The organism is Candidatus Bathyarchaeota archaeon (assembly GCA_026014585.1).
Lineage (GTDB): Archaea > Thermoproteota > Bathyarchaeia > Bathyarchaeales > Bathycorpusculaceae > Bathycorpusculum.
On sequence record JAOZIA010000002.1, the window covers coordinates 293,257 to 319,129 of the forward strand.

Below are 25,873 nucleotides of genomic sequence, written 5' to 3' on the forward strand. Positions count from 1 at the left end.
TTATATGTAAGTTGTTATGGGAACTTGGTGTTTGTTTAGTTTTTGTAGTGGAAGGTGTAGTGGGTTTGTTTTTTGTTTTGATTTTTTATAAAAGCTGTAAAGCCTGTTTGGTTGATGCATTCTTTGAATAGTTCGCGTTGCTGCTCTGACGTCATGCCTGTTACGTTATACGTGGCTTTTTGCATTTTTCAGACCCCCTCTTTTCGAGAACAGTTACTTTATGGGTTTTCAGCAGCCAATCACACTGGAGGCTTTCGCTGATTTCTGTCTCTATTTGGCTGTTTGCTGTTTCTTTGGCTTCTGGGACTAAGTAAATGGCGATTATAGCTATTTTATCCATGTTTCTTTTTCTCCTAACGGGTTTTCTTTTAGACTTATGTATTGAGCAACCACTCTGCCGCATTGCGGACAATGCACATGGTAGCCTTTGGGGTAACTTGGACCACCCGACAGTTGCGCGTCTTTTTTGGGGATTATGCAGCCGCATTGGCATTTCCATGCTTTTGTATTTTTTATAGACAAATGGGGCAGGTGTATCTTTGGGGACAGCTGCATTTTTATCCACACTACAAATAGTATTACTTAGTAGTATTAAAGATTTTACAGTAAGATAAAGTAGCAACAATACTTAAACAATTAGCCAAGCCATAATCAACCATGCCACGAAAAGCAAAAAAGAAAATCAGCCTATCAATCGACTCCGGCTTGCTTGAATGGATAGACCAAAACGTCTCAAACTTTACATTCCAAAACCGTAGCCACGCAATCGAGCAAGCAGTTTGCCGCATGAAAAAAGAAATGAACCAATAATACACCTATTTTATGATTTTTCTATATGGTTTTTTGTTCCTGAAAATTCTTTTTATCCCAACCACACCCCCTTTGTTGCCAGTGGGCGGAAAAATGTTTTGCTCAGGGCTATTCTTTATGCCCCAGTTCATTGGCAACCTATTTGGAGCCTAATAGCCAACCCATGCAGAAACTATAGAGAGAGAGGTCAACCAGCATATTTGGAGCCTATTAGAAATACAATGCAGAACCTATAGAGGGGAGGTCGGTAATGGCTGATTTTCACAATCAAAACCCGCTACTTGCACCCTAAGCCAAACCAAAAGCCCAACATGCCCGGGTTCTTGTGTAAGCTTTTTATTTTGGGTGTTACTTTGTGGGTTGCGGGATGATTTGCTTGGATCGAGCCAACGTAATCAAAGAAGAATTAGCCGCTGGAGACACAACGTTTTTGGCAGTTTATGTGGAAGCACAAAACAGCATCCTAATCCTGCTCAGCGAACGAGTGGATAAGATGGGAACCATCGCGGTTGCTGTACCCAAACCCGCCGAACTCCTTGGAACCGTCACTTCCTCAATTCTTATGGGCGACAAAAACGCGATATCTGCCCGCATGTTTGCCGAGCACATCGCAGCCAAAAAAGGCAAAATCGCGATGGTCTCCATATATCTGGAACGCGCCAGCGAGTTGGATGCACAAAAATTCTTTATGCGCCTGCTCGAAAAAGTCATGCAACCCCAAAAAGAGCCCACTCCAGCCTAACCATGGCGAACCCAATGAAAACCCGCCTCATCAAAATAAACCCAAACAATCCCGAACCAGAAAAAATCCAAATCGCCGCAGACATCATACAACGCGGCGGATTAGTTGCGTTCCCAACCGAAACCGTCTATGGCTTGGGCGCAGACGCCCTCAACGGAGAGGCAGTTCAACACCTATTTGCCGCTAAAAATCGCCCACTGGATAATCCACCAATCATACACATCGCAGACACCAACCAAATCCAAAAACTCGCCAAAGAAGTGCCCAAGGTTGCGGAGATGCTAACGAGTAAGTTTTGGCCTGGACCCCTAACTTTAGTGTTTAAACGTTCAAACAATGTTCCAAAAGAAGCCGTTGCAGGCTTAGACACAATCGCCATCCGAATGCCCAATCACCCAGTCGCACTTGCATTAATCAGACAGAGCAGTTGCCCAATCGCGGCACCAAGCGCAAATTTGTCAGGAAAACCCAGTCCCACCACAGCTAAACACGTTTTGGATGATTTAGAGGACAGCATTGATGCAGTATTGGATGGCGGCGCTACCAGTGTAGGGGTGGAATCTACTGTTTTGGATTTAAGTGTGGAGCCTCCGATGCTTTTGCGTCCAGGCGGAATCAGCTTTGAAGCCCTCAAAGCTGTTCTGGGTACAGTTGTGCTGCATCCGTTTGTGGCTTCAGAAAAAGAATTGTCGCTCAAAGAGTCACGCTCTCCTGGAATGATGCATAAACATTACGCACCCAAAGCCCAAGTTGTACTAATTGAAGGTGAACAAGGTGTGGTTGAGAAGAAAATCAAAGAACTCACACAATCCTACAAACAAAACGGCTGCAAAGTTGGAGTTTTAGCCACAATGGAAACGACAAGAAATGTTGAGGCGGACGTGGTTAAGTCAATGGGAAAACATGAAGATTTGGCTTCTGTTGCTCATAACTTGTTTGGTTTGCTTAGAGAATTTGACAGTGAAGGCGTAGATGTTATTGTTGTTGAGGGCGTGTCCAGTGAAGGCTTAGGTTTAGCAGTTATGAATCGTCTGCGCAAAGCCTCAGGGTACCACATTGTCAAGGTGTAAACTGTTTTAACCGCTCAATCTCCAGCCGCGCCAGCAAATAAGATATTGCAGATTCAGCGCCTTGGTTCATGTTTACGTGTTCAGAGTTAATGCCGTCAAAGCATCCGCCAGTTACGGGATTGTACATCATGACTTTTAGCGTGTTTTTACCTAAAAACCAATCAAACACTTCTCTGGCAACCTTGGCATAAAACGGTTTTTTGGTAGCGTAAAATGCGCTGGCTGTGGCTTCCACAGTGGCTGAAGCTTCTAAGGGTTGTTGGTCATAAACAGCCCTTGTTCCTCCGTGTTGGTACCAGCCGTTGTTGCCTATTGGAACAAAAGAACCGTTAATAAGTTGGGTTTTAAGAAGAAAATCCAGCGAATTCAAACCTTCACTTAGGTATTCTGGTTTTTTAACCACTAAATAGGCTTCGATGAGTGCATGGGGAAGTTTTGCGTTGTCATAGGTTAAGGTTTGTTCGAACCATTGCCAGTCCTCTTTCGAGTTTGCACTGAATTTTTTGGTAATTTTGTCAGCTAATTTTTCTATGTCAGCTTTAAGACCACTGTCCTGTGGGTATGTTTGATGGTAATGGCAGAGCCCCAGTATGCAAAAAGCGTATCCTCTAATTGAGTGGGTATTCCAGATTTGAGGAAGGGATTCATCGAAGAGTTCTTTTGAAACTATCCGTAAATCGTTTGGTAAGTTAGAGTTTATTGTGCATCCTAAACTCCAAAGGGTCCTGCCTAAGCAGTCATCGGAGCAGTCTGTGTCTAGGAAATGCCGCGGGTAACTTAGGTAATTATGAAATTTTCCCTCAGAGGTTTGCATGTACTGAAGAAAGGCCAAATACACATTTGCTAAATGGGCAGAAACTGTGTCACCTTTTAAACTGTAATGTCTAGTGCAGACTATTAGGGCACGTGAGTTGTCGTCGGTTGTGTAGCCTTCTTTACGTTTGGGTATGGAGAAGTTAGCGTGTTGTAACATGCCTGTTTCGTCGGTGATTGATTGTAGATAACGCAGGGTTATATTGGGTAATCTAATGGCTCTTCAACTCGATATTGTGGGTTATTTGGTCAAAAAGGTCAAGGTATTGTTTTGCCACTATTGGCCAAGTAAAGGCTCTGCTGTAGTGGTATGCGTTTGATTCTAAACTTTTCTTAAAAACGGGGTTGCTTACTATGCTAAGTACACTGTCAGCTATTGATTGGGAATCTTGGAAACCGCAGAAGACTCCACGTCCATCGCTTAAGGCTTCCTTAGCATGTAAGTATGGTGTAGAGACAACTGCTTTTCCAGCGCCCAGCGCGTAAGATAATGTTCCGCTACTCACTTGATTTGGAGACAGATATGGGGTAATGTACACGTCTGAAGCTTGGAGATAGGTAATTATTTCGGTTTTTTTTAGGAACCTGTTTAGAAATTTAACGTGGTCTTGCACACCCAAATCTTTAGCTAACTGGCGTAGCCTATTTCGGTAGGTTTCACCTTCGGTTTTTTTGACTTGAGGATGGGTGACGCCTAAAATGTAGTAAACGGTGTTTGGCTGTTTTTTTAGGATTTTTGGCAATGCTTTGATGACGTATTCGATGCCTTTGCCTTTGCTTAGGAGCCCAAACGTTGAAAGAACCAATTTGTCTTCTAAACCGAGAAGAGACTTAGCTTGTTGACTGCTAACCAAGGGCACATCAGGGCATCCATGTGGAATTAGATAAATTTTCTCTTTGGGCACGTCGTAGGATTCAAGTAGCGAACGGCTAATTTTGTTCATAACTACAATTGCAGAACTTTTGCTGATAATTTCGTTAAAAACACGCAGAGCATCAGGGTTGAAGTCCGGAAGAACGGTGTGCAGAGTGGTTACTATAGGTTTTTTTATTTTGCTTAAAAAAGCGCATATATTATTGCCCCATTCGCCGCCGAAGATTCCGAATTCGTGTTGGATGTTTATGACTTCAACGTTTGTTTTGTTTATGTAATCTGCCATCCAGATATAGTCTACTTTGTTGTCCCGTCTAATTTTATGATAAATTTTCCTATAGAAGCCTTGCAATAGTTGGCGTCCGTCAATTGAAACCACCATTTGGTCCAGTAGGTATTGTTGGCTGATTGACGCCACTAAATCTGCCGTAAATGTTGCTATTCCACATTTTCTTGGAGGGTAAGTACTAACATAAGCAACACTTTTTATGCTTGCCAAAGCAAAATAATCAGAGGTGTACCCTTCCAAACATAAATCCCATCCTTAATACCCTTAAAAGGGCGTAAAAGCACATGTGACTGCATCCATACAACCACAACACGATTTTTTGCCTGATTTTTGCTTTTTTGAAAACATCTAGATTTATATTTCGCCCCGTGAAGGGATTTTTCAGAGAGGGAGAGGGGAATATTGAAAAGGTTTGAAAAAAACCCTATATTAAAACCCATAAAAGAACATAATTGGGAAAACCTATGCGTCTTTAACGCCGCAGCGATATACAGTAACGGACAAGTACACATTCTATATCGTGCGCAAGGTGACGACTACGTTTCAAGACTGGGATACGCAGTTTCCAACGACGGCTTAAACATTACTGAACGCTTCAATGAACCCGTTTTTCACCCTGCCCACTATGCAGAGCGAGACGGATGTGAAGACCCCCGGTTATCCTTGATTGGCGAAAAATGTATCATGGCATATACAGCATACCGAAATCATGATTTCCCAGTTATCTACCAGATAGCTTTGACATCAATTGACGTCAAGGACTTGGTAAAAAACAATTGGAACTGGCAAGAGCGAACATTACCATTTCCAGGCATCAGAAATAAGGATGCTGTGATTTTACCAGGTAAGGTTGACGGAAAATACATGATGTTTCACCGTGTTGAACCAAGCCTGTGTGTTTCCTACTCTGATGACCTTAAACGATGGTACGACTTCAAATCAATAATGGAACCCCGTGATAAAATGTGGGATAGCCTAAAAATTGGAGCAGCAGGTACGCCAATTGAGCTCAATGAAGGCTGGCTTTTCATTTATCACGGAGTTGACAAGGCAAAGCATTATTCGCTTGGTGCAGCATTACTGGATAAGGATAATCCTGAAAAAGTTCTCTACCGCTCAGAAAAACCAATCTTAAGACCCTGCGAAGGCTACGAATGCGTGGGAACTGTACCTAATGTAGTGTTTAGTTGCGGAAATGTACAAATCGATGACCAAGTCATAGTGTACTATGGCGGAGCAGACACCGTGCTTTGTGGAGCAAGCTACGAGCTAAACGAGCTACTGCCAAAGAAGTAACTGCACTTTCCAATTCTTTTATTTTTGGTGTGTTGTGGCAGACTTTAACCCACAAATTTTTAAATTGTTCAAAACCCAAAATTAATGTAACGCTAACGGTTCAGTTCCAGAATAAACCGCGAAATCACTATTTTAAGCCAAGATTCCAACGTTTTGCCCCGATAACAATTCCTACCATAAACTAGCTGTTAGCGTTGGCAAGGGAGGTTAAGGCTTTATCTGAACCTGATATAGATGACAGTAAACTGGACACAAGAGAAAACCAGTCAAGAGACATGAATTTTGAAAAGGAAAAAATAAAGGACAATTTAAGAAATGAAGAAGCAGTCCCCGCAGAGTTACCAATAGTAGGAAAAATGACAGGCACAATTGAGCAGCTTGAACGAATACAAGAGTCACTTTATGTTATGAGCCAAGAAGTCAAAGAATGCATCCAAGACTGTGTGGACTGTTTTAGAATATGCACTGAAACATCGGTTAAATGCCTAAAAATGACTGGCAAACATGCTGAACTTGAACATGTCAACTTGATTTTGGACTGCGCAAGAATCTGCAACTTAAACGCCGATTTCATGCTAAGAAACTCTTCGTATTATCCTCAAACATGCAGTATAACTGCTGATATTTGTGATGAATGCGCAGATACCTGTGACCGCTTTGAAGATGATTTCATGAAAGATTGTGCAAGTGTTTGCCGCCGCTGTGCGGAGTCATGCAGAGAAATGGCAAAGTAAACAGTGAAAAAACAAGTAAACCTTAACCTCCTATGTGGGGTCCAGTTTTGTGCATGCCCACCCATACCTGAGCATCATTTGACTATTTGACTTTTCAGGGTTTAGGACTTTTGGGGGGTATTTTGGCAGTGGTTAATGGTGAGTGCTTTTTTTCAGGCGACCTGATAATTTCCCTTTTTTGTGAGCTAAAATTTGGAGTTGATTGTTTTGGAGAGCATTTTTAAGAAAGTGTTGTTTTGCACGGTTTTGGTTGAGGTTTTGCTTTTTGCTGATTTCTTATCCACATACATTATTTTTGCTCTTGGCGGTGTAGAGTTAAATCCTATTGTTAACGCTGTGGGTTTTCTTCCAATATCAGCGCTAAAACTGCTTGGTGGCGCCTTCTGTGGGTTGCTTTGCTATTACGGGAAAAGACTGTTTCCGCTGTTTCTGATGTTGACAGTGTTTTCTGTTGTGGTATCGTGGAATATTGGTCAAATCTTTATGCTGGTATAAACACAGCAACAAATGCAAAGTTGTTTTAGGTGTACTCTTAATTTGTCATTTAGTAAGTGTGCCTTCGTCTAATCCAGAAAAGCAAAGTTTCTCCAAAGTTTTTATTAGTATGTCACTGTTTTATAATCCAGTTTCAGGGGCCTGTCGTCTAGTACGGATTATGACACCGGCCTGCGGAGCCGGAGGTCCTGGGTTCAAATCCCAGCGGGCCCGCCACGCCCTTTCCGCATCTAATGTTGTACCAATTTCTGTTGCACTTTTTACGGTTGACCTTGTTTTTTCATGTACTAATACTTGGGCTTATATTCCTTGGCTACGAAGGTACGGTTCAGGTGCAGGCTGAAGTGGATGCTGAAAAGCAAGTTGAAATCGAATATGCCCTAAGAGGCAAAGCTTGGAAAGTGTACTGGTACTTACTAAAGAAAGGCGGGCAGGTTAGCGTTCGCGAAGTTCAAAAAGCCCTAAAGTTTTCAAGTTCCAGTGTTGCAAATCACCATTTAGAGCAACTCAGAGAATTAGGGTTAGTTAAAAAACAAGACGTAGGCGGATACTACTCTTTAGTTGCTGAAGTAAAGATTGGAATTCTGCGTCACTACGTTAAACTTGGCAAGGTGCTTTTTCCAAGGTTTCTTTTTTACGCGATTTTCTTCACAACCTTCTATGGAGCTTTTTTGCTGTTTATGGTTTCAAGATTTTCACGTGAAAACTTTTTTATTGCACTCTTTGGCGCTTTGGTCTGCATTGTTTTATGGTATGAAACACAGCGGTTTTGGTCTTTACGTCCGTACTAATCTCTGAGACAAAATGTACTGAGGCTTGGCAATAAGTGAATCAGAAAAACATGTGGAATGTAGGTGAAAAGATGTTTAACAAGGAAGTTAAAAAGAAATCGTGGACTTTTGCGGTTTTAGCAGTCCTTTTAGCCTCGATGCTATCTGCGGTGGTTTATTTTGGGTATACGCCAGGTGTATCGTTGCGGACTTTCTCATCTTATGATGAATTGAACAGTTTTGTTGAAAGCAATTCACTCTATGGATACCCAAACAAGTGCCCAAGCTACATGAGCGAAGACGTACAAGCGGCTGGAGGAGATTCAGCCAGGTACTCAAACACTAATATTCAAGTTGCAGGAGTTGACGAAGCAGATACAGTGAAAACAGACGGTTACTTCATTTATGCCTCATCCAACGTACAACACAGCGTTTACATAATGGATGCAAACCCACAAAATGCAAGCATTCTCTCAAAGATAACATTGCCTGAATTCTCAGAAGTAGCAGGCATATACCTAAGTCAAGACAGCACCAAAATAGTTGTTTTAGGAAGCAATAACACTCTACGCACAGCGACAGACATGTACTTAATTGAAAGTTATAGCACCTCAACCTTTGTTAAAATCTATGACATTTCTGACAAAATGAACCCAGTTCTCGTCAGGGACTTTTCGGCAAGCGGAAACTATTTCAACTCAAGAATGATAGGAAACTATGTCTATGCAGTTCTGAATCAACCCGTCCAAGTAATCAATGATACAGCCACGTTACCCACAGTGTGCGAGGACAATATACGCACTAGCATACAGCCATCACAGATATACTACATAGACAAAGAAGACAATTACTGCAACTACTTTAGCTACACCTCAATAGTTGGAATAAACATCAACAATAATGAGCAAACAGTAGCCAACTTAACTGTAATGATGGGCGGTGCCAGCAACCTCTACGTTTCCACAAACAACATGTACATTACCTGCTCAGGTCTAGCCACATACTCGCTTGTAGGCGGACAAAGTGAAGCCAACACTGAAATCTACAGGGTCCAACTTGAAGGAGAAACCTTAAGCTTTGATGCAAAAGGAAACATCCCCGGCAACATTTTAAACCAATACTCCATGGACGAGTCCAATGGCTACTTTAGAGCAGCAACAAATGTTTGGCGGGATGGAAAACAGCAAAACAACGTTTACGTCCTAAACATGGACCTATCAATTGTGGGTAAGCTTGAAAATCTTGCTTCAGGCGAAAGCCTGCATTCAGCCAGATTCATGGGCGACAAATGCTACTTAGTGACTTTCAAAAATGTGGATCCACTTTTCGTAATAGACCTAAGCCAACCCACCAACCCAAATGTTCTTGGTGAACTAAAAGTTCCAGGCTACTCTGACTATCTACACCCATACGATGACACACATCTAATAGGCGTCGGCAAAGAAACCATTGAAACAGATGAAAGCGCGTTGTATCAAGGCTTAAAATTGTCCCTCTTTGATGTCAGCAACGTTAATGACCCCAAGCAGATGGCAAAAGTTGAAATCGGCGACAGAGGCACTGACTCTCCAGCACTGTCTGACCCTAAAGCGTTCCTATTTGATAGTTCAAAGAATTTACTGGTGCTTCCAGTTAATTTGGCACAGATATCAACAGATGAAGGTGACCAAGATTGGAGAAAAACAAGTTCCTATGGAACCACAGTTTGGCAAGGCGTATACGTGTATGATTTGACTTTGAGTGGCGGTTTTGAACTGAAAGGCACCATTAGCCAGATAGATGCTCAGGTGAACCCAACTACAGAGCACAATAGTTGGATTACACGAGCGCTATACATAGACAACACCCTCTACACGGTCTCGGAACAAAAAGTGCAACTCAACAGCCTAACAGACATGGGCTTTATCGCTCAGATAGAACTTTCGTAAAAATGCAGGGTTATCCCCCTCTTCTTTTCCTTTTTATTTTTTATCGTTTTATTGCTGATATTTTCTTTGTCTTCAAATAAGGGTAGAGTTTTTCAGAGATTTTGTAGAGCAAGCTCCCGATTGCTAATGCACATGCTGGATACGCTGGCAAGATGTACCAGTAAAGTTTTGTCTGCGCAACAGTAAACACTAAGAATACAACAGCTATCCAAACAAAAACCAAAACGTCAGCCTTTACTTTTTTGAAGAAGCCTTTGAAGATACAAAGAGCAGTGGCAAAGGGCAGAAGGATTGCCCAGAGCAGGTTTTCGCCGTTGTATAGGTACTGGAAGTAGTAGGTGAAGTCGCCTACGTGTCCTTCAAGGCTGTTCACGCTTCTTAAATATCCAGAGTACAAAAAGGTCCAAAGCCAAAATTCCTCCCCAAATTTAATAGTCATGATTATAACCCAAGGCGCAAAAACCAGCAAACCAATACCCAAGAAAACTATGAAACGTTTGAAGCCGAACCGTATTTTCCGCTCAGACAGTATCAAGTAGCCTAAAAGGATTATGGGGATAAGTAAGGCTTGAACTTGCTTAGTCATTAAAGCTAAACCAAAAAGCAAACCACTCAAAATTAGGTAGCGGTTCCTGTTCTTGCCTGGCTCTCTGCTTAGAATGAAAACATAAATGCTTGCTATCATGAAAAATATAAGCTGCACATCAATCATGGCGCGTCTTGAGAATTCTATGTAGTTGGCAAATGTGCCTAAAACCAGAACAGACAGTGCACCAACATATGGGTTGTAGAGTTTTTTCCCTAAAAAGTAAAGCATACTCAAGGATAACATGCTAAAGATTACGCTGAAAAAGCGGGCGCCGAAGTTGTTTATTCCAAAAACTTGGAAGGAAAGAGAAATCAGCCACATTTGTAGTGGGGGCTTGCCAATCCAGACTGATTGACCACCAAAACTCCAAGGTGTAATGTAATCACCTGTTTTGAGCATGTGATAGGCGTATTGTGTGTAGGTTTGCTCGTCAGCTGCCCAAAGAGTCATATTCCCTAAGTTAATGAAATGTAGGGACGAAAAGCCCAAAATAGCCAAAACCACAATCAAATCAAAATGTGCAATGTACCAAGGTACCTTTTTGTTTTCTAAAGTATCTGCAGGTTGTGTTTGATTTTTTTGTTTTGACCATAAGAATTTGGCAAAACCCGCAAGAATCACCGCAAACACTACAATGGAGACCATATCAAAAATTAATGTGGCATTTGTTCGGCGGGCATAGACTCTGGGGGCAGGATTATCTGCTGTTGCATTGCATAATTGAAAAGCGTAGAGGCTATAATCGTCTGAACCAACATATAGGGTGCTATTGAAGATTGCAGGGGATGAGTGGATTGCACCGTTTGTTTCCCAGTTCCATTTAATTTCTCCAGTGTAAGCATCAAGACAGTAAATGCTGTAGTCATCTGAACCAACATACACGTTGCCTTCACAAACGGTGGGGGATGACCAAACCCAATACTCAGTGGCGGTTTGCCAAATCATTGTTCCATCTGTCGCGTTTAGGCAGTAAACGTTGTTGTCATCTGAACCAATGTAAACGCACCCATAGGCAAGTGCAGGAGAAGAAGCTACCCAGTCAGACGTGTGAAACTGCCAAATTCCCGCGCCTGTGTAAGCGTTTAAGCATAAAACTGAACCATTGTTGGAGCCAAGGTAGACACGCCCATTTTGTACCGCGGGTGAACATAGACCATGGACAGTAAACACTTTCCATATTTCCTCCCCAGATGATGCGTTAACAGCATAAGTGTGGTAGTCAATTGAACCAAAATACACTATACCATCAGCATAGGCAGGTGAAGAATCGATCCCTCCATTGGTTGTGTATTTCCATATTACTGCGCCGTTTGAAGCATTAAGACAATAAAGGTTGCAATCTGCTGAGCCAACATAAACGTGGTCATCAACAATTAATGGTGAGGAACGTACCACATCCTCAACGTAACTTGTCCAATAAGGCATACCAGTGTACAGGTCTAAGCAAATGACGCTGGCGTTTATAGATCCGATGTAGATGCGACCAGCAATAATTGATGGTGAAGAGAATTCTATGAGGCTGCCCGCTGGATAACACCATTTTGTTTTTCCAGAAGCAACGTCAAATCCGTAAACATGACCATCCCTTGAACCAACAACAACAATGCCATCAGCTACTCCAGGAGAACATTGAACTGGTGCTCCTGTTCCATAACTCCACAGAAACTGTGCAGAATTTGTTGATGTTCCATTGTCTGTTGTGTAACCACTGCGGCTTGTGTCATAACGGAACTGCCAGTTATCGTTTGCTGTAACGCATGATACTTGAGTAGTGTAACATGCTTGGAGTAGAACAAACCCAATTAAAGCAAACAGTATCCAGCTACGAGGTTTCATATATTTCATTAAAGAGAAAAATCATGAGTTTAGCATATATTAAATTAATTGAAGTTACGGCTTAAACTTGCTTTAAGTTTTAGAGCCACCCAAATGCAAAAGCTCTCTAACGCATGTTGCTGTTACCAAACAACCACATAGCTTTAAGAACAAATCAGGGCTTTTTTAACTTGTTACTTTTTCTCCAAAAATATACGGGGGTGAAACGTTTTGAGCAGAAATGAAAATAAAGGAAAAGGAAAAATGACCGTTGCTGAAGCAGGCAGAAGAGGCGGAGAACGAACCGCAGAGACACACGGACGAGAATTTTATGAAGAAATTGGACGTAAAGGCGGCACAAAAGTAGCTGAAGAGCGTGGTTCTGAATTTTACAGCGAAATCGGCAGCAAAGGCGGTTCTGAACGTGCAAAACAGCACGAAGGCACTCCTGAAGCCAGAGGAAAAACTAGCTTAGAAGAAGCAGGTAAACGTGGAGGACAACGAGTCAGGAGTTTAATCCAAGCAGGAAAAAAACGCGAAGAAGAATAACTCTTTTTCAAAACGTTTTAGCTTTAAGCAAGACTACTTTTAAAGAATCAGTGATTTTCGTTTATTTTCCAATGAATTTCTTAAATTTTTGGTTGGAGGTGAAAAACAGAAATGGCATCTGACAGAAAATAGGGGAAGATGACCGTCGAAGAGGCAGGCAGGATGGGAGGATTAAAGACTGCCCGAACCCATGGAGAAGAGTTTTATAGTGAAATTGGAAGCAAAGGCGGACAACGTGTTCGTAAGCTTATTCAGAAAGGAAAAGAACTTGAAAATGAATAGCCAAAATACGTTTTTGAACTTTTTCCATATTTGGAGGTGAAAGGTGATGGGTGAAACCACAAGTCTTAGGGGACGCAAAGAGTACACGGATAAAAGCGGCAATTCGGGTCGTGTTAGCCCAGCTATAATTGAGAAGTATCTTGCAGGCATACATTATCCTGCCACTAAAAGCGGTCTGGTAAGCAGCGCTAAAACTAATAATGCTCCAGATAACGTGATGAAAATGATAGATAAGTTGCCTGATAAAAGGTATAGTTCGCCTATTGATATAACAAAAGAGATAGGGAAAATTGAATAACTTTTTTTTAGTACCATTTTTTAAGTAGCGGTTTGGCGGCTTTTAACTGCAGGTTTCATGAAATTATGTTTACAGTAGAACAGAGTGGCAAGTGGGTTTAGTTGCTTTGTTGTTGTTTAATTTTTGATTAATGTAACAGTTATATGGAACTTTTGATACTATGAAAGTCATTGCTTGTCAGTTATTGGATGGCTTTCTTGGAGGAACGATAAAATTTGAGCAATGATGAAGGCGTTTCACGAATAAAAATCAAATTTATAATTGAAGGTTTAGGCGAGGCAGAAGGGGAACTGGTAAGATTTCTTGCACCCCGAACCATAGACATGCTTGCCCGCAAGTTTCCAATAATGGGCAGAGTGGCACTATACAAAGAGGAAATCTATTTTGAAATCCCCATAAAAATGGGTGAAGAAAAAGCCAAACCAAATGTGGAAACAGGAACCATAGCGTTTTGGCCAATGGGAAGCGCCCTTTGCGTGTTCTACGGAAAATCTCAACCATACAGCCCAGTTAGTGTGCTAGGAAAAATAACAAAGAACATAGAAATGTTCAGTCAAGTTAAAAGCGGAACAGCCATAAAAGTAGAACTAGTAAACGCTTAAAATGACAATGCACTGCCAGCCCACATATCAAGCAGTCGCGTGCATTCATCTTTAACAGTTGAGTCACTGCTTTTCTCTTTGAGAGCTTTTAGAAATTCTACACGTTTCTGGTTGGAACGTTTTTCAGCGTTACCGCCATAGTAAAGTGCTCCTTCAAGATATTCTTTCATGTGATAAGCTTTTTGGACAAAAAGACTGGCTGCATCAACAGGGTTTTCCACGGCGAACTTGTTTGCCCAAATGGCAACTTCAGTTTCACGTAACTGAGTTAATCCGTCGATTTCCATTATTTTTCGGATGTAAGTTCTAAAGAAGTCTTTGCACCCCGCGGTTTCTATGAGGTTTAGGGTTTGGTTAACTTTTTCAGTAAAACTTGTAGTACCCTCAACTGTTATTTCATGCTTGTAGCCTTGGTCTACAAAGGCTTTGGCTTCTTGCACTTCTTTTGTTGTGTACACTCTATCTGGAAAACTCAATTTGAAACGCTCCTTAATAATAAAAGGGAAAAACGAAAAATATTAGGCTGCTGGCTTGTAGATTTTCAGGTTGTGACTACCAGAAACCAGTTGCACTGCACCGTTTGCTTCAAGCTGCTCTAGAAAGTCTTTGGCTGTGCTGATTCGGATTCCGTACTTGGTTGACACCGCGTATGGCGTAAGCACGTTCATCTTTTTTATTTCAGCGACGATTCGTTGGTCTTTAGCATCTGGGGCAATAATGTTAATGGTTGTTTTCCGTTCTTTTTGTCCGCCAGCTGCTTTTTCTTTTTTCTTCTCGGCTTTAGCTTCGTTTTGAGTAGCCTGTTGCTTTTCCATCTGCTTTATGCCGATCTTCTTTTTTCCACCCATAATTTATCACTATTCGGCAACTCTAGATTGTCTGGCTTATTTCAACCTTATGTTTATCTTGCCACTCTTTGATGGGAATACCCATTTTCTTTTCCACTTCAGCTCGGTGGATAGAGTTCATAGTACAGAAAGGTATGATTCTACCATCCGGAACCGCATAGTGAATAACACAGCGCTGCACCCGTTCAAGGTCAAAATTGTATGGATCCATAAAGTGCATAGAGGAAATCAAAATTGCAGAACGGGCAAAGTCGCCAAGGGACTTGTAGTCACCATCCATGAGGACTTTGAGCACATATTTACGTAGAAAACTGAATTTAATGTGCCTGGATGCACCTGCAAGTCGGATTTTAGCTTGGGTTTTGCTACCTTTGGATGCATCATTGTAGACGCTTTGGAGGGTACCAACGAATTTGTCGATGTTGCCGTACCGTGTGATTGGCGTGATTTTACCGTTTTCAACAAACACGAATGTTGCCATGCCGCAGTGTGGATGAGCAGTGAATTCAACATACCGTTTGTCTTTAATGGCTCCCACAGCTTTAGAGACGGGTACCACCACGGGAACAGGGTAGAAGTCGTCTGTTTTTATGATGCCGTCAGTTTGTTCTTCGACTTTTTTCATGAAGTCAGGGATGGTGATGCGCATTTTTTCTCGTTTATCAGGGGGCAGGCGTCCGCAGAGAGAAACTGGCTGAATATTTATGCATCTGACGACGTCGCTGTTTTTGGCGGCAAAGTTTATGATGTCACCTAGTTGCCCATCGTTTACTCCTTTTACGAGTGTGACGACAAGGACGACGCTGTTCCAGCCTGTCGCGCGAAGGTTCTCAATAGCCTTCATCTTGATGTCAAGCAAGTCAATGCCGCGGATGTACTTGTACACATCAGAGGTCAAGCCGTCAAATTGCAGATAAATAGTGCTGACACCTGCTTCTCTTAGTTCCTTGCAAAACTCGACATCTTGAGAGATACGTAAACCATTAGTGTTAACTTCAACATGATTAAAACCGAGTTCTTTGGCTTTGCGCGCCATCGCGGGGAGTTCTTTGCGGATGGTTGGTTCTCCACCGCTGAACTGAAGCGCCTGCGCAGGCACAGGTTTGGTTGAACGCAGATTTTCAAGCATACCCACAACCTGCTCCATAGTAGGCTCATACACATATCCCGCATAGTTCGCATTAGCAAAACATACAGGACATTTTAAGTTGCATCGATTGGTGATGTCTATGATTGCTAGTGCAGTGTGTGATTTGTGGTCAGGGCAAAGTCCGCAGTCGCCGGGGCACCCCAGTTTTTCGGGGGTTCGAGGGTTTTCCACGCCTTCACCGTCGCAGCGGAATTTTTCTGCGCGGACGTATTGGTCGTAGTCTGACCAGTAAAGTTCTTGAAAGTGCCCATGTTCTGGGCAGTCTTTTTTGATGAATACTTTTCCGTCATCCTCAAAGATGGTTGCATCTATGGGTTTTAGACATTCAGGACAGAGACTTCTTGTTGGTTTTATGTCTTTCAATTTTTTTATCCTTCTGCACACTAAGTGAATTATTAGTAGAAGCTCTTAAGAGCAGTGGACTTTATAATAATGTTTCCAAACATTTCCTAAGGTGAGTTGGGGGAAACCAAGTGTCAATTAATGAAGCCACAAGAGAAGCCCTGCGTGAAATGGGGTTAAACGCCTACGAAATAGACGCCTACATCACACTGCTAAAAGGTGGAGAAATGACCGCCATGGAAATCAGCCAAGAAGCCAAAGTCCCCTACAGCAAAATGTACGAAGTCCTAAACAGCCTAAAAGAAAAAGGATGGCTAAAAAGCGGAGAAAGCCGACCCACCAAATACTTCCCAGTACCCCCCCTAGAAGCTGCACGCTTCACCAAACTCCGCCTAGAAGACAAGTACCAAAACTGGGAAAACACAGTTGCTGAAAACCTGCAACCACTGTTTGAAAAACGTGAGATTTTTGAACGTCCCGACATGCTTATCTTAAGGGGGCAACAAGCCGTTTTAAACAAGCTTGAAGAAGTCCTATCTAAATCATCTAAAGAAATCGTGGTTGCCGCGCCAGAATTCGCCAAAAACGTACTTACCTTAGCTGACCCATTGTTTAACACCATAAAAAAGACAGTTTCCCTCAAGTTTATGGCGGCTGGTCCAAGTGATGATTGGGCGTTTGTGAAAAAATTTGCAGCGGTAAGTGAGATGCGACTGCGCGACCATATGTTTGGCGGTGGAATCATCGCTGACGGCAAAGAAGCCATGTTGTTTTTGGGCGAGGATAAGCCGACCCTTGTGATTTGGAGTAATCATGTGGGTCTTGTTGGGTTTGCACGGGAATACTTCCAGTTCTTGTGGGATTCCTCAGAAAAAATCTAACGTACCCCACCTCACTAAAACAATAAACCTATTTGGAGCCTAATAGCCAACATATGCAGAAATGATAGGAAGAGGTCAACTCTGTCTATTTGGTGCCTATTAGAAAGTCAATGCAGAAACCATAGAGGGGTAGGTTCCCTAATGACAACTTCCAAACCAAAATTAGAAGTCGGAGCCGAAGTCTTTGGCGAGTTTAAGCAAATCTAAAACTTTACAGTATAACTCCTCAGCCACAGCCTCAATGGGCTTATCTCCCTCAACCAAAACCAAATCACCCTTCTCAACAAACTTCAAATAAACATCCCGCACTTTCTGCTGAGTTTCCAAAGTCTCCATAACAGACCGCTTACGCTGCAACCGCTCCAAAACCCGTTCAGGTGCCACATCAAGGAAAATGTAAAAGTCAGGCTGCAAGGCGCGGGCGTTGATGGTTTTTATCCAGTCCGTGCTAAGTCCAGCACTGCCCTGATAGGCTATTGTTGAATAAAGGTAGCGGTCACAAACCACAACTTTTCCCTCGTTTAGGGCGGGTTCTATTTCAGCTTTGCAATGTTCGATGCGGTCAGCAGAGAAGAGTAGGGCTTCGGCTTCGGTTGGCAGGCGTGTGTTGTCGTATAGGTAGCTGCTGCGGATGAAGCTACCGATTTTTCCAGTGCTGGGCTCAGTGGTGAAAATGACTTCGTAGTTTTTTTGGAGTTTTTCTACTAAGAGTTTTGCTTGGGTGGTTTTTCCGCTTCCATCCAATCCCTCAATGACTATGAAGATGCCCTTTTTTGCCATGATACTCAACGGTCCATTGCGTTACACATTATAAGGAAGCCCCATAAATATAACTTAAATCTGGAAGCGCCATTTATGCCTAAAGCTTATTGGGGAGAAATCAAAGACCCCGTTCACGGATACGTTTACATTACCGAAGCAGAAAAACACGTCATCGACTCCTACCCAATGCAGCGGCTAAGGCGACTACGGCAACTGGCGGGTAGCGAATACGTTTACCCAGGCGCAAACCACACCCGATTTGAACACAGCGTCGGCGTCATGTACCTAGCAGGTAACGTGTTGGATAATCCGCATGTTTCCCAAGTGGTCAATGACCAGGAAATAGCAACCTGCAGAATCGCCGCGTTACTCCATGATATTGGGCATGGACCATTTTCACACGTGTTTGAACATCTTCTAAATAAGAATCTTTGCAGAACCCATGAAGATAACACGTCTTGGCTTATTGAAAAAAGCGAAGTCGGCGATGAACTAGATAAGCTGGGTTTTAACCGCAAAGAAGTCGCAGCGCTAGCGGTTGGAAAAATGCAAAAAAAAAGCAAAGCATTCCTAAATCAAATCATCAGCAGCGCCGTGGACGTGGACAAAATGGACTTCATCGTTCGCGACACTTACCACACAGGCGCAGAATACGGTTTCATCGATGTCATCCGATTAATTCATGCTTTTGATGTGATGGGAGAAAACTTGGCAGTTGAGCTGGGTGCGCTCTCAGCTTTGGAAGCCTTTATTATCGCGCGGATTGAGTCTTTCAAGAGCATCTACTTTCACCGTGTGGGTAGGGCAGCTCAGATTATGCTTGCATCCGCCATGGACAAAGCCAACCCCGAATTAGGATTAACAGATTTTAAAACACCCGAGGAATATTTGGCGCTGGATGATTACACGGTTTGGGCAAAACTTAAACAATGCAAAGCCTCCCAGCAGATAATTAGCAACTTAGAACACAGAAAAATGCTCAAATGCGCATACGAACGCACGTTTTACGAAAAAGACGACTTGGTCGCGAACCTTTTTGGGCAAGAATCCTACCGTAACAAGATAAGAGTTGAAATCGCCAAAGAAGCAGGCATACCCACAGACATGGTAAATATTGACGTGCCAACCGTGCAATCCGTGCCATATCACCCAACCATGCTTATGCAGCCCATGGAAATCCCTGTGTTTAACCGCGGCAAGGCAGGAGAGAAAAAACTGCAGCGACTCAGTGAAACCTCAAAGATTTTTGAAACCCTGCGAGGTTTCATGAACATTTTGCGTGTCTACACAAATGTGGAGGAACGTGAAAAAGTTGAGAAGGCAACTGCAAAGATTCTTGGCAAGATTCCTTCTGCAGCAAAAATTTCGTTTTAGATGTTTTTTCTTAAATACTAGTCATGCTTAAAAAGATAGAGAATAACATTTAGCGGTTAACGGAAGGGAACAGAAAAATGAGCAAGCCAGCATCGGTTAATGATGACAAGAAAGTCATAAGTGTTAGAATTAAAAGAAAAGCCGAACCAGCACCCATACCCATAGTGCCGCCGATGCCAAAATCAGAATCTCCCCTTCTGTACTCACCGCAGGAAGTCCGCAATTTTGTCTCCGAGTTTGTGACTTCATGGATAAGAGGCGACATAATCATTCATTTCCCAACAGCCGCCGAATTAGCCAAACAAACCCCTTTTAGCATAGCTTTTCCAAAAGACCCTTCGGTTAGTGCGGAAGTAAAAATTAAAGAACACTATATTGATTTGCTCTCGGTTTGTGCAGGAATAAAGCAGGTTCCAGGTGAGGAGCAGGAAAAAGCGATTCCAGAAGTTTTCCGTATGCTGCTAATGTTCCGTTCAGCCAACCGTATAGAAGGCAAACTCTTCACAAACGACCTGCAAAAACGCCTTGACAAACTAGAAGAAAACAGTAAAGCCCAAAGCAAACTAATCGACCAAATCACAGCACACCTGTTTAAACCCAAAAAAACCCCAAAAACCAAGACGACAAAACGAAAAGCCTAAAAGTTCTTTTTCGGAAGGGTAAGGTTTATTCGATACAAGTCGCATTCTGCTTGATGCTTCATAAAATTTGCGCTCTGGTAGTATAGTCCGGTCAAGTATGCCGGCCTTTCGAGTCGGCGACCCGGGTTCGAATCCCGGCCAGAGCACTAAACACCCTAAACTTTTGAAACAAACATGTTATCCCTAATGTAGTATCGCCAAGGCTTGTCTTTGTATTCTTTACCGTACTCTACACCGATACGGGTGGTTTCCACAATCTGCTCCGCTGGCACTGCTGGCGCATCCAAGATGTAGAGGGGCTGCGTTGTCATATCTATGCCGTTTTGGGCTTTTGTTACATCCATTGCCATGCACAGCCTGCTAGGACCGTTTGCAAGGTTTGGCACTTTTCCATGCACTACCTTTCGGCGCTTAAACATAATCTCCTCACCCTCCACGGGCTCTAGCGCTCGAAAAAGCACCGCCTCAGGCTTACCCTCAACATTGCCTGCAGTTACGTTGAAGCAAAAATACAACCCATAGATAAAGTAGACATACGCATGCCCTTTCTCGCCGTACATGACTTCGTTTCGGGCTGTGCGTCTGCCACCTGAACTGTGAGCGGCGAGGTCTTCGGGTCCACGGTAGGCTTCGGTTTCCACAATCCTGCCAGCAACTGTTCCTTCGGCTGTTTCGTGTACTAGAATTTTGCCTAGTAGGTTTTTGGTGACTGTGTTGGTGTCTTGCTGGTAAAACGTTCGGGGCAGAATCATAGCCAAACAGTGGGTTTTTGGTGCAAATAAGTTTAGCTGCTCTTTTTCGGTATAACCTTATATGATTTGTAAATTAGAGGTTACCTGACACGGGTGCAAACAGGTGGGGTTGGCTGGCAAACTTGAAAACGTGTACTCTTCAGAATTGGGCAAGGTACTGCTAATCGGCTTATCCTCCCGCCTGCTCATATTTGTCTCTGCCGCGGCTGGCTACAGCCTGTTTGGTCCAGGCATGGCAAACCCTAACTCCACCAGCCCCTTCATCAACCTGTTTAGCCAATGGGACGCCGCGTGGTACAACACTATCGCAGTAAACTGGTACCCCACAGGCGCTGACCCTTTAAGCGGAAACTGGGCATTCTTTCCACTCTACCCTGCCCTAATGCGTATTTTTGGAACACCCTTAACGCCTTTTATGCTTCCAGAACAAGCATACTATCTTTCGGGATTTCTGATAAACAATCTGCTCTTTTTTGCCTGCCTAATCCTCTTCTATAAAGTAACCCAAACAATCTTTAACAACCAAAAATATTCCCTGATATCAACAGTTTTCTTCGCTTTTTGGCCAGGTGCCCTGTTTTACTCTGTCGTTTACTCAGAAAGCCTTTTCATGATATTTGCACTGGGAGCATTTTATTTTCTGGAGCGCGGCAGCGTCGGTAAATCAACTGTTCTTGCCGTTTTAGCAGCAGCAACCCGCAGCAACGGATTCATGATACTGATACCGTTTGTTTATGCTGGACTGCAAAAGAGAAAAATTAAAACCACTGTGGTTCAATCGGTTTGCATCTTTTTGCCTTATTTGCTGTTTACTGTTTACGGGTACGCTTTGACGGGGCTTTTTCCTATTCGGGAAATTGTGTATAGCCAAATTTGGGGTGCATATGCTGCTCAGCCGATTGCTTTTTCGCTAGAAAATGTGGGGTATGCGTTGTTGTATATTGCTGAGGGGGTTTTGATTGCTTTGCCTTTCATTTGGTTTGCCCGAAACGATAAGGTTCCCATCAAAGAGTTCATGTTAGGATTAAATCACAGAAAAGATTTGAAGTACTGGGTTTTAGCTGCCGTCATAGTGATTATGCTGTTGTTTTATGCTGACCCCAAAAACCTCCACCGGTACGCTTTGCCGATGTTGCCTCTGTACTGGGGCTTTGCATGGGCATGGTGCAAGAACGAAAAATGGGGAAAACTTTTGTTAGCTATCTTCATTGCTATTATGATACTTGGGACAACACTTTTTGCTTTAGGCGGCTACTACATTTAAAAAAAATAAAAAAGGCAGCGAGAACAAGATTTCACAAACAGCTTACACAATAGCTTTCAGAACAAAGGTTAACTACTAAGCTACGGCTGCTTTTCCTTTTGAGCTTTCTGCCAGTCGCTAAGCGTCCTCTTCTTGCACATATCCCTATACTTGTTGTAATAATCAATAGGCTGAAAAACAGGTGCGTAGGGTAGTTGTTCTTCAAGTCCGCATTTGCAAACCACATAAACCAGCTTGTTTTTGTTATCTGCTAAAATCTGAAGGTGCTCTTTTCGGCATTGGGGGCAGTAGTAGGGACCTGTGACCATTTTTTTAGCGTCTTTGGTGAGGATTTTGATTTTATTGTTTGAGATTTTATGGGTTGCAGGGCACATTGTGCTTCAACACTGTATCAAGTGCTTAAAGGTAGTTATACTCTTCCCTTAAAAATCAAGAATCCAACAATCAGCCACGACATACCAAGTTTTCTAAGATAAGATTAAAATATCCTTTGAATATGATGTATGCAAGCGCGGTCGTCGTCTAGTCTGGTTTAGGACATTAGCCTTCCAAGCTAATGATCCCGGGTTCGAATCCCGGCGACCGCACCACTACATCTTTTTAAAAATTATAAAAACTGTATCCTTGAAAAAATTTAGATTTAGAAGGGACGCTTGATTTTTTGTCTACTTCTGAAAACGACAAAACCTGCCATCATCGCCAGGGGAACTGCTAGTAAGCCTATGGAGTATTCAGGTAGTTCAAAGATTTCACCAGGTACAATATGGAAGTAGTCAAATTCAGCGTTGAATGTTGTTGAACCAACGTTTATTGCGAATAATCCAATCTGCACTGGGTCTGCAGCGTTGAAAGTGTATGATTTTACGGTGTTCCATGCTATGCCGTTTGAACTCCAAGAGCCGGTTATGGTTGTTCCACTTTTTTCTAGTTTTAGGTATAGTGGGTTATAGCTGTCTGGAAGGGTTCCTTGTTGATAACTTACAGTTCCATCTAGTACTCCGTACATTAAAACTTGGTTTGTGCCCCATTTTTCAAGGCGCATATAATTATCTGTGTCTTTCCAGATAAGCAGACCACCACGGAAGCCACTTTGAGAGAAATCACCACTAACACAAGTGGTAGCTTCAAAGTTACCTGTTACTGGTTGAAGTATTCGAGGAGCGTCATAGTTTGAAGTAGGTGCTAGAGCAACACCGGTTGGTGCAGTTATTATTAGGTATCCGGGGTTAGCTGTTAAATTGAAAACAGCGGATGTGCTACCAGCAGTTGTCCAGAAACTGTTTAAGTTGGTTGATGTGAAATCATCGTTGTATCCAACATCTGCAAAAACACAACTGAACGTTGTAAAACTTAAGAATGCTGCCAACAGCAACGCTAGAACTAGACGTGATTTACCGTTCATTCGAATCCTTCCACTTTCTCAAAATAACAAGGTTAGCGCTTATATTTAAGAATTATCATCGAAAAACGAATACTTGATAAAAAATTTCCAAACAAAACATCCTTAAGACATAAATTTAGAATTTTATGAAAATAATCCAAGTAATCACGAGTTTTTTCCGTCAAGCATCATTTATGGAAATTGTATCTGCAATGGGGAATGCTTAAAAAGTTCGTTCACAAAGTTTGAAGTGGTGAAAAGCAAAATGGTCGATAGTGTCGAAAAAAGAGTTAAAGATGCACTAGCAGAAATAAAGCCCCAACTTCAAGCTGACGGCGGCGACGTTGACTTTGTAGCAATAGTAGGCTCCGTAGTTCAAGTTAGACTACGCGGCGCATGCGCAGGCTGCCCAATGTCCACAATGACGCTAAAGCAAGGAATCGAACGCATAATCAAAGCACAGGTTCCAGAAATCACACGCGTAGATGCAGTTCAGTAAACAATTAGTTGTTTTTTATATTTTCTCTTTTTATAAATGCAACAGACAATTTTGCTAAATTCAAATTTCTTTGGACCAGTTCTGTCTGTGGGGTGACTATATCTCCGAGAGAGAGAGAGAGAACGACAGCACTTTTCAGACGTTGAGTCAACTTGCTTTTTCCTGGTTGTAACAAACACAAAAAATGAAACCACAAGCAATAGACTTAGCGAAACAAAAATTCCTAAATACCTAAAACTTGACGCAAAAATTACCCCACTAACGATTGGCCCCAGCGTTTGCCCAACATCCATAACCGTGGACAGCAACCCCATGGAGGCACCCACCAGTGTTGAAGGAACAAGGTCGCAAATCAGCGGGGAAGTTGAGGATAGAACAGCAGCAAACGAAACACCGTATCCAACCGTTAGAACCAGTAGCAAAACAAAGTGGGTGGTGAAAGGTATTAAACCAACCAGAAAACAACTGGTAATTATTCCGAAACTGATTGGTTTTGTGCGGCCTATTTTGTCGGAAACCCGCCCAATTAGTGGCCGTGCGATAACCATGGCTATGATTTGGCTGCCTGTGATTATTCCAACCAAAAACATGTTCATCCCTGCCACGTCAGTTAAGTAGCCGACCAAGAAAAACTCAACCGAGCCAAAAGCAAAATACTGGGTTGCCTGAACAAAACTAACCCCTAAAATTCTGGTGTCTTTGATGATAGTTAGCCAACCGTCAAACATCTTTCTAGTTGCCTTTTCAGGAGCAGCTTGCAGGTTGAAACCACGTTTTTCAGCCAAAAACAATAATGCAATTATAAACGCCGTTACTCCTGCAATGCCCACTGCAACATACAGAGTAAAAAAGCTCTGGTTAGTTGCAAAAAGAATGTATCCACCAAGAAAGGGGGCTAACGCTCTACCCACTGCAGTTGCAGAGTTAAAAAGAGATATACGTTCACCCCGTTTTGCAGGGTACAATTCTGCTATGGAAGCTTCTGCTACGGGCATAAAAATCGCTGTTGCAAATCCGTGATAAAACCGCACCAACGCCAACATCCACCAAGAATCCACTTCCAAATACAGAAACGGTGCGGAAGCAAACACTAAAGCTGCAAACAGCAAGACCTTGCGGCGCCCAAAAATATCTGATAATGAAGCAGCTGGAAGGCTTATGAGGATGCCGGGTATTGTTGAGGCTGAAGCCACGATGCCCAGTAGGCTGTCGGGAGTGTGTAGGCTTGTTGCGAAGGGTTTTAGGACAGGATTTTTTGACATAGTTGAACTGAGAATAGCAAATAAACCCATAACACAAATTATGATAAAGAACGCTTTTGCGGTCGATTTGGATTTAAGCATACGTTAACCGTAACCAGAAAAAACTCAACCGCTGATATTTTTAATTTCCCAATAGAAAATACGGTACTTATTTAGCAGAATTCTGTGAATGCACGAGTTTCTTCATTGACGTGCTTTTTGAGCGAGGTCTTTAGCCCATGCATGAATTTCTTCCATATTGCGCATGTCAAAAACACCTGCAGGTTCCTCTTTAAAGCCTGCGTCCTCCAGAACTTTTTTCTGCCCACTCATGGTTTTGCGGAAGAAAATGTTCATTTTATTGAAATTCATGATGCCGCCAAACATCGCTGCAGATATTGGATGTAGGTTGTATTTGTCTACTTTGTCTTGCAGGTTTTGCTTGTAGAGTTTTTCTATTTCTTCTGTTTTGCCCTCCCGCTCAAGTGTGGCTTTTCCCGAGGAAACAAAAATTGCAAGCTTCTTTTGTGACAATTCGTCTTTGAATTTTTTGATGAAATCCTCAACTTCACCCACCCACTTAGTTATCTGCATGCCGCTACCTACTATGATAAGGTCAAATGGGGAAATATCCTTGATTTTTTCCTTCTTCACATCAGCCAGTTTAACTTCAAAACCTTCTGCTTGCAGGTCTTTTGCGATTTTTTCTGCAGTGTCGGTGGTTGCGCCGTAACGTGTGCCGTAAATGATAAGTGTTTTCATTTTCGGGTGTCTCACTATAT

32 protein-coding genes and 3 tRNA genes are annotated in these 25,873 nt (G+C 42.6%); 20 read left to right on the forward strand and 15 right to left on the reverse strand.

Going from position 1 to position 25,873, the window contains the following annotated elements; translation table 11 throughout:
• Positions 1-35 precede the first annotated feature (35 nt).
• The 3 genes from NWF01_01725 to NWF01_01735 are packed head-to-tail and all read right to left on the reverse strand — an operon-like array spanning position 36 to position 555.
• Positions 36-185: a hypothetical protein gene (locus NWF01_01725; protein ID MCW4023738.1), complete on the reverse strand. Its 150-nt coding sequence runs from the start codon at positions 183-185 to the stop codon at positions 36-38.
• Positions 161-340, reverse strand: coding sequence for a hypothetical protein (locus NWF01_01730; GenBank protein ID MCW4023739.1), 180 nt, complete (start codon positions 338-340; stop codon positions 161-163). The genes NWF01_01725 and NWF01_01730 overlap by 25 nt, the downstream gene beginning before the upstream one ends.
• Positions 328-555 carry a hypothetical protein gene (locus tag NWF01_01735; protein MCW4023740.1) on the reverse strand — a complete coding sequence of 76 codons (228 nt, stop codon included), beginning with the start codon at positions 553-555 and terminating at the stop codon, positions 328-330. Before NWF01_01735 ends, NWF01_01730 begins: the two co-directional genes overlap by 13 nt.
• Positions 556-657: 102 nt before the next feature.
• Between NWF01_01735 and NWF01_01740 the strand changes: the two genes are divergently transcribed.
• The 3 genes from NWF01_01740 to NWF01_01750 all read left to right on the forward strand — a co-directional run bounded on the left by NWF01_01740 (position 658) and on the right by NWF01_01750 (position 2,622).
• The gene (locus NWF01_01740; protein MCW4023741.1) at positions 658-810 is read left to right on the forward strand and encodes a ribbon-helix-helix domain-containing protein; all 153 of its coding nucleotides are present in this window, start codon (positions 658-660) and stop codon (positions 808-810) included.
• Positions 811-1,186: 376 nt separating this feature from the next.
• Positions 1,187-1,552 carry a hypothetical protein gene (locus NWF01_01745; GenBank protein MCW4023742.1) on the forward strand — a complete coding sequence of 122 codons (366 nt, stop codon included), beginning with the start codon at positions 1,187-1,189 and terminating at the stop codon, positions 1,550-1,552.
• 14 nt (positions 1,553-1,566) lie between these two features.
• Positions 1,567-2,622, forward strand: coding sequence for an L-threonylcarbamoyladenylate synthase (locus NWF01_01750; GenBank protein ID MCW4023743.1), 1,056 nt, complete (start codon positions 1,567-1,569; stop codon positions 2,620-2,622).
• On the opposite strand, the gene NWF01_01755 is transcribed toward NWF01_01750, so the two are convergent.
• Positions 2,612-3,595, reverse strand: coding sequence for a glycosyltransferase (locus tag NWF01_01755; protein MCW4023744.1), 984 nt, complete (start codon positions 3,593-3,595; stop codon positions 2,612-2,614). The genes NWF01_01750 and NWF01_01755 overlap by 11 nt on opposite strands.
• 52 nt (positions 3,596-3,647) lie before the next feature.
• Complete coding sequence (locus NWF01_01760) at positions 3,648-4,838, reverse strand: glycosyltransferase family 4 protein (protein ID MCW4023745.1); 1,191 nt, start codon at positions 4,836-4,838, stop codon at positions 3,648-3,650.
• Between the two features lie 162 nt (positions 4,839-5,000).
• Here NWF01_01760 and NWF01_01765 point away from each other — a divergent pair, with 162 nt between their 5' ends.
• The 6 genes from NWF01_01765 to NWF01_01790 all read left to right on the forward strand — a co-directional run bounded on the left by NWF01_01765 (position 5,001) and on the right by NWF01_01790 (position 9,821).
• Entirely contained in the window at positions 5,001-5,894 is an 894-nt protein-coding gene (locus NWF01_01765) for a glycosidase (GenBank protein MCW4023746.1), read from the forward strand.
• 407 nt (positions 5,895-6,301) lie between these two features.
• Positions 6,302-6,628, forward strand: coding sequence for a four-helix bundle copper-binding protein (locus NWF01_01770; GenBank protein ID MCW4023747.1), 327 nt, complete (start codon positions 6,302-6,304; stop codon positions 6,626-6,628).
• A 192-nt stretch (positions 6,629-6,820) separates the two neighbouring features.
• Positions 6,821-7,123 carry a DUF5658 family protein gene (locus tag NWF01_01775; protein MCW4023748.1) on the forward strand — a complete coding sequence of 101 codons (303 nt, stop codon included), beginning with the start codon at positions 6,821-6,823 and terminating at the stop codon, positions 7,121-7,123.
• Between the two features lie 137 nt (positions 7,124-7,260).
• Positions 7,261-7,339 (forward strand) — tRNA-Arg (locus NWF01_01780).
• A gap of 128 nt (positions 7,340-7,467) precedes the next feature.
• On the forward strand, positions 7,468-7,914 hold the full coding sequence (locus tag NWF01_01785) for a winged helix-turn-helix domain-containing protein (protein ID MCW4023749.1): 447 nt from the start codon (positions 7,468-7,470) through the stop codon (positions 7,912-7,914).
• 71 nt (positions 7,915-7,985) lie between these two features.
• The gene (locus NWF01_01790; GenBank protein ID MCW4023750.1) at positions 7,986-9,821 is read left to right on the forward strand and encodes a beta-propeller domain-containing protein; all 1,836 of its coding nucleotides are present in this window, start codon (positions 7,986-7,988) and stop codon (positions 9,819-9,821) included.
• 40 nt (positions 9,822-9,861) lie between these two features.
• Here the strand turns inward: NWF01_01790 and NWF01_01795 are convergent, their stop codons facing one another.
• A complete protein-coding gene (locus NWF01_01795; protein MCW4023751.1) occupies positions 9,862-12,246 on the reverse strand; it encodes a PQQ-binding-like beta-propeller repeat protein in 2,385 nt (794 codons plus the stop codon).
• 210 nt (positions 12,247-12,456) lie between these two features.
• Between NWF01_01795 and NWF01_01800 the strand changes: the two genes are divergently transcribed.
• The 4 genes from NWF01_01800 to NWF01_01815 all read left to right on the forward strand — a co-directional run bounded on the left by NWF01_01800 (position 12,457) and on the right by NWF01_01815 (position 13,956).
• Positions 12,457-12,774, forward strand: a complete 318-nt coding sequence (locus NWF01_01800) for a general stress protein B (GenBank protein MCW4023752.1) — start codon at positions 12,457-12,459, stop codon at positions 12,772-12,774.
• Positions 12,775-12,912: 138 nt separating this feature from the next.
• On the forward strand, positions 12,913-13,056 hold the full coding sequence (locus tag NWF01_01805) for an Em GEA1 (EM1) (GenBank protein MCW4023753.1): 144 nt from the start codon (positions 12,913-12,915) through the stop codon (positions 13,054-13,056).
• A 46-nt stretch (positions 13,057-13,102) separates the two neighbouring features.
• Complete coding sequence (locus tag NWF01_01810) at positions 13,103-13,354, forward strand: DUF2795 domain-containing protein (GenBank protein MCW4023754.1); 252 nt, start codon at positions 13,103-13,105, stop codon at positions 13,352-13,354.
• Between the two features lie 215 nt (positions 13,355-13,569).
• Positions 13,570-13,956, forward strand: a complete 387-nt coding sequence (locus tag NWF01_01815) for a cyclophilin-like fold protein (GenBank protein ID MCW4023755.1) — start codon at positions 13,570-13,572, stop codon at positions 13,954-13,956.
• On the opposite strand, the gene NWF01_01820 is transcribed toward NWF01_01815, so the two are convergent.
• From NWF01_01820 to NWF01_01830, 3 genes are read right to left on the reverse strand one after another with little or no spacing between them, the layout of a single operon-like run.
• Positions 13,953-14,432: a hypothetical protein gene (locus NWF01_01820; protein ID MCW4023756.1), complete on the reverse strand. Its 480-nt coding sequence runs from the start codon at positions 14,430-14,432 to the stop codon at positions 13,953-13,955. The two genes, NWF01_01815 and NWF01_01820, sit on opposite strands and share 4 nt — an antisense overlap.
• A gap of 42 nt (positions 14,433-14,474) precedes the next feature.
• Positions 14,475-14,804, reverse strand: coding sequence for a hypothetical protein (locus tag NWF01_01825; protein ID MCW4023757.1), 330 nt, complete (start codon positions 14,802-14,804; stop codon positions 14,475-14,477).
• Between the two features lie 22 nt (positions 14,805-14,826).
• A complete protein-coding gene (locus NWF01_01830; protein ID MCW4023758.1) occupies positions 14,827-16,308 on the reverse strand; it encodes a radical SAM protein in 1,482 nt (493 codons plus the stop codon).
• Positions 16,309-16,427: 119 nt separating this feature from the next.
• Between NWF01_01830 and NWF01_01835 the strand changes: the two genes are divergently transcribed.
• A complete protein-coding gene (locus NWF01_01835) occupies positions 16,428-17,177 on the forward strand; it encodes a TrmB family transcriptional regulator (protein MCW4023759.1) in 750 nt (249 codons plus the stop codon).
• A gap of 162 nt (positions 17,178-17,339) precedes the next feature.
• On the opposite strand, the gene tmk is transcribed toward NWF01_01835, so the two are convergent.
• The gene (gene tmk / locus NWF01_01840) at positions 17,340-17,957 is read right to left on the reverse strand and encodes a dTMP kinase (GenBank protein ID MCW4023760.1); all 618 of its coding nucleotides are present in this window, start codon (positions 17,955-17,957) and stop codon (positions 17,340-17,342) included.
• A gap of 75 nt (positions 17,958-18,032) precedes the next feature.
• On the opposite strand from tmk, the gene NWF01_01845 reads away from it, so the two are divergent.
• The 3 genes from NWF01_01845 (at position 18,033) to NWF01_01855 (ending at position 20,100) form a co-directional block, all read left to right on the forward strand.
• Positions 18,033-19,313 carry an HD domain-containing protein gene (locus NWF01_01845; protein ID MCW4023761.1) on the forward strand — a complete coding sequence of 427 codons (1,281 nt, stop codon included), beginning with the start codon at positions 18,033-18,035 and terminating at the stop codon, positions 19,311-19,313.
• A gap of 77 nt (positions 19,314-19,390) precedes the next feature.
• The gene (locus tag NWF01_01850; protein ID MCW4023762.1) at positions 19,391-19,954 is read left to right on the forward strand and encodes a hypothetical protein; all 564 of its coding nucleotides are present in this window, start codon (positions 19,391-19,393) and stop codon (positions 19,952-19,954) included.
• Between the two features lie 71 nt (positions 19,955-20,025).
• A tRNA-Glu gene (locus NWF01_01855) sits at positions 20,026-20,100 on the forward strand.
• Between the two features lie 9 nt (positions 20,101-20,109).
• Here the strand turns inward: NWF01_01855 and NWF01_01860 are convergent.
• On the reverse strand, positions 20,110-20,706 hold the full coding sequence (locus tag NWF01_01860) for a DNA-3-methyladenine glycosylase (protein ID MCW4023763.1): 597 nt from the start codon (positions 20,704-20,706) through the stop codon (positions 20,110-20,112).
• A gap of 103 nt (positions 20,707-20,809) precedes the next feature.
• On the opposite strand from NWF01_01860, the gene NWF01_01865 reads away from it, so the two are divergent.
• A complete protein-coding gene (locus NWF01_01865) occupies positions 20,810-21,970 on the forward strand; it encodes a mannosyltransferase family protein (GenBank protein ID MCW4023764.1) in 1,161 nt (386 codons plus the stop codon).
• A gap of 80 nt (positions 21,971-22,050) precedes the next feature.
• Here the strand turns inward: NWF01_01865 and NWF01_01870 are convergent, their stop codons facing one another.
• Positions 22,051-22,344, reverse strand: a complete 294-nt coding sequence (locus tag NWF01_01870) for a hypothetical protein (protein ID MCW4023765.1) — start codon at positions 22,342-22,344, stop codon at positions 22,051-22,053.
• Positions 22,345-22,481: 137 nt separating this feature from the next.
• Here NWF01_01870 and NWF01_01875 point away from each other — a divergent pair.
• A tRNA-Gly gene (locus NWF01_01875) sits at positions 22,482-22,560 on the forward strand.
• Positions 22,561-22,610: 50 nt separating this feature from the next.
• Here the strand turns inward: NWF01_01875 and NWF01_01880 are convergent.
• Complete coding sequence (locus tag NWF01_01880) at positions 22,611-23,372, reverse strand: DUF1349 domain-containing protein (GenBank protein ID MCW4023766.1); 762 nt, start codon at positions 23,370-23,372, stop codon at positions 22,611-22,613.
• Positions 23,373-23,616: 244 nt separating this feature from the next.
• Between NWF01_01880 and NWF01_01885 the strand changes: the two genes are divergently transcribed.
• The gene (locus tag NWF01_01885; GenBank protein ID MCW4023767.1) at positions 23,617-23,850 is read left to right on the forward strand and encodes a NifU family protein; all 234 of its coding nucleotides are present in this window, start codon (positions 23,617-23,619) and stop codon (positions 23,848-23,850) included.
• Here NWF01_01885 and NWF01_01890 read toward each other — a convergent pair.
• Positions 23,844-25,193: an MFS transporter gene (locus NWF01_01890; protein ID MCW4023768.1), complete on the reverse strand. Its 1,350-nt coding sequence runs from the start codon at positions 25,191-25,193 to the stop codon at positions 23,844-23,846. The genes NWF01_01885 and NWF01_01890 overlap by 7 nt on opposite strands.
• Before the next feature lie 102 nt (positions 25,194-25,295).
• Positions 25,296-25,853: a flavodoxin domain-containing protein gene (locus tag NWF01_01895; GenBank protein ID MCW4023769.1), complete on the reverse strand. Its 558-nt coding sequence runs from the start codon at positions 25,851-25,853 to the stop codon at positions 25,296-25,298.
• Between the last annotated feature and the right edge of the window lie 20 nt (positions 25,854-25,873).